Consider the following 2,734-nt stretch of genomic DNA (forward strand, 5'->3'; position numbering starts at 1 on the left):
ACTGTCCCGGCGCGTGATGACGGTGCAACTGACATCTTCAACGACTTGATCCAGAACGGTTTTTAGGGAATTTCTGGCCTCGCTGAAAGAAATAATACGCATGACAATTTCTCCCGTTGTCCCATGAGTTGTACAAGTGGAATGGTTGTCGGTCAGTTGTACAATTTACTGAACAACTCCAGTGTTCATGCGGGGTGGGGAGCAGGGGTGTACATGGGGAAATTGTTTCGGTAGAATTCGCTCCGTCATTGGGGAGTAGCTGACTGGCACAGTAAGGTGTCGGGGCTTGCGTCAACACACTTGGTTTTTAACCATGGCGCAGGCGGCTTTTTAGCTTGGCAAGACCTTTGATCATGCTGCTCCGCATCTGGCCGGGGACGGTGTGGTCAAGTCTTGTTCCGGCCAGGGAGTATTTGATGGAAGCTCTTCTCGTTTCTACCGGTGTTGTTGCTCTTGCCGAAATCGGCGATAAAACCCAACTTTTAGCACTTCTGCTTGCGGCGCGTTTTCGCAAGCCCATCCCTATTGTTCTCGGTATTCTGGTTGCGACCCTGGCCAATCACGGTCTGGCGGGTGCGCTGGGTGCTTGGATTACCACCTGGTTTACGCCAGATACCTTGCGTTGGATTCTGGGTATTTCCTTCATAGCCATGGCTGCCTGGATCATGGTGCCGGACAAAATCGACGAAGAAACCAAGACCGAGGCTGCGCGCTTTGGCGTTTTCATCACAACAGTGGTGTTGTTTTTCCTAGTGGAAATCGGAGACAAAACTCAAATCGCTACGGTTGCCCTGGCGGCGCAATATCCGGACTTGTTGCTGGTCGTGTTGGGAACCACGCTGGGGATGATGCTGGCGAATGCGCCGGTGGTGTTTTTTGGTGATCGTATCGCCACCCGAATTCCGATTCGCTGGGTACACGCAACGGCGGCGTTGATTTTTGTTGTCTTGGGTGTGGTGACGCTGATGAGCGGTGATCGGCTGGGGCTATAGGACGGCATCGCTTGCCATCCTGGGCGAAGTTGCGTAGGCTCAATTCTCCTGACGTAATGTTGTGGTAACAAACGGGGGGTAGACTCCCGTTTGCAGTTCTACGATTCGTTCAAAAACCGAGACCGCAGGAGGGTCCACCAGACTATGAAAACGGGTACCGTAAAGTGGTTTAGTGGTAACAAGGGCTATGGCATGATTCGTAGCCATGATGGCACGGGTGATGTCGCCGTGTTTTATCCCAGTATCGAAGCCGAGGGCTTCAAGATGTTGACTACGGGTCAGCAGGTTTCGTATCTCTGTACGCCGACTGAATTGGGGCGTCGTACTGTCCGAGTTATTCCCGGATAGAATCTGCCTGAAGTATTCCCAAAAAAATGCCCGCATTAAGCGGGCATTTTTTGTTTTGTCGATATGGCAATGCCCACTTGATGCGGGCATTTTTATTTAGTCGATATAACGACGCGTCAGATTGTCGTAGTCGTCAATGCGACGATCGCGCAGGAACGGCCAGATGCGGCGCACGTGTTCGCTGCGGCCCATGTCGATGTCGATGATGCGCACCACTTCCTGATCCATGGATTCCATGCAGAGGAATTCGCCCTGCGGACCAGCGACAAAGCTGCTGCCCCAGAACTCAATGCCTTCGGATTGGCCGGAAGGATCTCCCTCGTGACCAACGCGATTGACGGAGATGACTGGCAGGCCGTTGGCGACGGCGTGGCCGCGCTGCACGGTGATCCAGGCTTCGCGCTGACGGTCTTGCTCGCTTTGCTCATCCGCAGGATTCCAGCCGATGGCTGTGGGGTAGATCAGCAACTCGGCGCCGGCCATGGCCATCAGACGCGCCGCTTCGGGGTACCACTGATCCCAGCAGACCAGCACGCCCAGCTTGCCGACGGATGTCTGAATCGGCGTGAAGCCCAGATCGCCCGGCGTGAAATAAAACTTCTCGTAAAAACCCGGATCATCGGGGATGTGCATCTTGCGGTATTTGCCAGCGATGCGACCATCTTTTTCAAACACCACTGCCGTGTTGTGGTACAGGCCGGTGGCGCGTTTTTCAAACAATGAACTGACCAGCACTATGCCCAGGCGTGCAGCGACATCGGCCAGTTGGTCGCTGGTGGGGCCGGGGATGGGTTCGGCCAGATCAAACTGGTCCACATCTTCGGTTTGGCAAAAATAAAGTGAGGCGTGCAGTTCCTGCAGGATCACCAACTTTGCGCCCTGGCTGGCGGCAAGCTCAATGCCCTGAATGGTCTTGGCCAGATTCTCGGCTTTGTTGGCGGTACAGCTTTGTTGAATGAAACCGACTTTCAAAATGCTCATGCGGGCAGCACTCCCTGGGGCAGTTGCATGGTCAAACAGTGCAGGCTGCCATTTTGTTTGATGATTTCGCTGCAATCAATGCAGACGATTTCATGGTTGGGAAAAGCGATTTCCATGGCGCGCCTGGCTTCCAGATCAGTGAATTCATCATTGTAGGTTGGCAGCAAAACGGCGTCGTTGATGATCAGGAAATTGGCGTAGGTTGCGGGCAGGCGACGGCCATCGTCTTCGTCAAACTTGGGCGCCGGCCAGGGCAGGGGTACCAGCTTGTACGGATTGCCGTTAACGTCACGCAGCGCGCGTAGTTCGACTTCCATTTTCGACAGACCATCGAAATGCGGATCGAGTTTATCGTTGCAGCGCTGGTAAACGATGGTGTGCGCATCGGCATAGCGCGCCAGGGTGTCGATGTG

5 protein-coding genes and 1 riboswitch are annotated in these 2,734 nt (G+C 54.3%); of the genes, 2 read left to right on the forward strand and 3 right to left on the reverse strand.

Features of this window, described 5'->3' with window-relative positions:
- Positions 1–102: type II toxin-antitoxin system Phd/YefM family antitoxin (locus tag OEW58_13975; protein ID MDH5302454.1), on the reverse strand; the 102-nt coding region annotated here is incomplete at its 3' end.
- Positions 103–238: 136 nt separating this feature from the next.
- A riboswitch (yybP-ykoY riboswitch) is annotated at positions 239–413 on the forward strand.
- Positions 414–416: 3 nt separating this feature from the next.
- Here OEW58_13975 and OEW58_13980 point away from each other — a divergent pair.
- Entirely contained in the window at positions 417–992 is a 576-nt protein-coding gene (locus tag OEW58_13980; protein MDH5302455.1) for a TMEM165/GDT1 family protein, read from the forward strand.
- Between the two features lie 144 nt (positions 993–1,136).
- The gene (locus tag OEW58_13985; protein MDH5302456.1) at positions 1,137–1,340 is read left to right on the forward strand and encodes a cold shock domain-containing protein; all 204 of its coding nucleotides are present in this window, start codon (positions 1,137–1,139) and stop codon (positions 1,338–1,340) included.
- 96 nt (positions 1,341–1,436) lie between these two features.
- On the opposite strand, the gene OEW58_13990 is transcribed toward OEW58_13985, so the two are convergent.
- Together OEW58_13990 and OEW58_13995 are read right to left on the reverse strand one after the other, a co-directional pair.
- Positions 1,437–2,312, reverse strand: coding sequence for a carbon-nitrogen hydrolase (locus tag OEW58_13990; GenBank protein ID MDH5302457.1), 876 nt, complete (start codon positions 2,310–2,312; stop codon positions 1,437–1,439).
- Positions 2,313–2,317: 5 nt separating this feature from the next.
- The coding region (locus tag OEW58_13995) for an agmatine deiminase family protein (protein MDH5302458.1) at positions 2,318–2,734 on the reverse strand (417 nt) is incomplete at its 5' end.

The organism is Gammaproteobacteria bacterium, from assembly GCA_029884425.1.
GTDB lineage: Bacteria > Pseudomonadota > Gammaproteobacteria > S012-40 > S012-40 > JAOUHV01.

Bases quoted from the DNA above. Each gene is read 5' to 3' on its own strand.
- OEW58_13985 (MDH5302456.1), top strand. From the start codon at position 1,137: ATGAAAACGGGTACCGTAAAGTGGTTTAGTGGTAACAAGGGCTATGGC.
- OEW58_13980 (MDH5302455.1), top strand. From the start codon at position 417: ATGGAAGCTCTTCTCGTTTCTACCGGTGTTGTTGCTCTTGCCGAAATC.